The 1,775-nt window shown below is 32.0% G+C and carries 1 protein-coding gene and 1 pseudogene; both read right to left on the bottom strand.

Annotation, left to right across the window (positions count from 1 at the left end):
* Positions 1-329: 329 nt before the first annotated feature.
* Positions 330-998 (bottom strand): hypothetical protein, encoded by a 669-nt coding sequence (locus tag QSE00_RS25105; protein WP_286108017.1) that lies wholly within the window; start codon positions 996-998, stop codon positions 330-332.
* Positions 999-1,213: 215 nt separating this feature from the next.
* Positions 1,214-1,609: pseudogene (locus QSE00_RS25100) on the bottom strand (Shedu anti-phage system protein SduA domain-containing protein); the annotation flags it as partial.
* Between the last annotated feature and the right edge of the window lie 166 nt (positions 1,610-1,775).

Here is a 1,775-nt window from a genome sequence, read left to right as displayed (position 1 = left end):
AAACTCCTTTACCAATTTACGCATCCGCAAAGCATTATCCTTTTTTGTCATAACTCAAATAGTTTATGCCAAAGGTAAAAAGCCACATCACGTCATAAAAGACGCAGTTGCTCGGAGGGATACCACCTAACGGTTTATGTGATTGAAAAGTAGCGTGTACAGAAACGCTAACTTTTAGGATTAACACAGAACCGAATTTTTAGGGTTTGTTTTCTCTTATTCAATATAAGGAGTCAAATTGAAGAATTTGGAGGCCTTTTTCCAGTAAGCAAAAACCTCTAGGAAGGCTTTTACTACCTATGTTTTAAACGCAGCCTCGTTGTAAATAGTTATTTTATTGGGTGTGTTAATTCTCTATCTTCTAAATAATTGTTCTCTTCCATCAAAACCAACACGTATAAACACATAAACACAATTCCGTAGGATAATTGCCAAATAAGATGTTGTTTTAATCCATCATCCGAAGTTTTAAAATCGCTTAAGGTCCTTTCGATATTATCATGGTCAATTTTGAATCCTTTTTCTTGATATATTCTCTCAAGTTTTATTTTTTTTAATTTCAGTAGATTATTCAACGAAAGTTCACCAACTAGATAACTAATATCATCCTCAAATTCATTCATCTCACTAATTATTGTTGCATTCTCCGCTAAATTAAAATCGTCATATGAGTGAGCTGCTAGATTTCTTATTTTTCTTAATTTGTTTAGAGATGCGTAAAATTTATTTCCAATATATCTAAATCCATAAAGCAACTCAATTTTGGAGGAAAACGAACTTAATGGACCTGGGTAATTTGTTAATCTTTTGGTATATGCATTGGAAGTTTGAGGAAGTATTTGTAAAACATATTTTTCAAGATACTCTTCGATTTTACTTGTTCCGATTAAAACAGCACCTCTTTCCGATTCATTGGTAAGTTTTAGTATCATATCCGCATTTAAGTCTGGATATAAATCACTATCTAATTTCTGAATTATTTTTTCTTGAATAGTCATTTTTCAGTTCAACGGTCGCGACTCGTGGCAAGTATGGCAGGCAAGGAATCTTTTCGTTTCCGTCTGGTCTACGAGCCAGAGTTTTTTGATTTGTAATTATTTTTTCTTTTTTAATTGTCAAATCCAAAAGAATTGGTGGACTCAGCAAATACGGCCAAAGCTTTAAAGACATCACTTTTTGCCCTATTTATTATGGCATTACTAGCAAGCGTTTTTTATTCCACTTCTATACTCAGCCGATTAAATTTATCAAAATAGTTAATATTCAGCTCTTCAAGTTCTTCATAAGTGACCACTGCAATACCATTAAACATTCGATTTAAGTCTCTTGAAAATTTGTCTTTCATTTCAAGTTTTTCCTCTTTTCTGCCTGCAAGTAAAATATGGTCGAAATTTTTGGTTTTATACCCCAATTTTGATTCTATTTCTAGTTGGTTTTCTTCGTTTTCTGAATATTCTTTGTATCTCCAAACTTGTTCTAAATGAGACAAATAGTTGCTGCTAAACTGAGGTCTTTTTGTTTTCTTTTTTACATAAAAAGTTACATCTTCTTTTTTGACTTCAAAAAATGTTGTTTTTAGAAATTCAGGAAACTCAGTTTTGAGGATGTAATCACATTCTTCATTTGTTTTTTCATTTAAGTCAAATAGATTTTGTAAGCTCCCCCTAGTTAGAACTGCTTAGTTTTCTAAAACTCCATTAAAGTTATTGTTTTTAATTCTTTTGGGGCTAGCCCCAAAAGAATTAAGTTCCGCGTATTTTACGGGCGGTATTTTA

Source organism: Arenibacter flavimaris (assembly GCF_030291335.1).
GTDB lineage: Bacteria > Bacteroidota > Bacteroidia > Flavobacteriales > Flavobacteriaceae > Arenibacter.
The sequence above is the reverse complement of the archived record's forward strand: the minus strand, read 5'-3'. Positions and strand labels throughout refer to the sequence as shown.

Coding starts and splice junctions, on each gene's coding strand:
- QSE00_RS25105 (WP_286108017.1), bottom strand. CDS start 998: ATGACTATTCAAGAAAAAATAATTCAGAAATTAGATAGTGATTTATAT.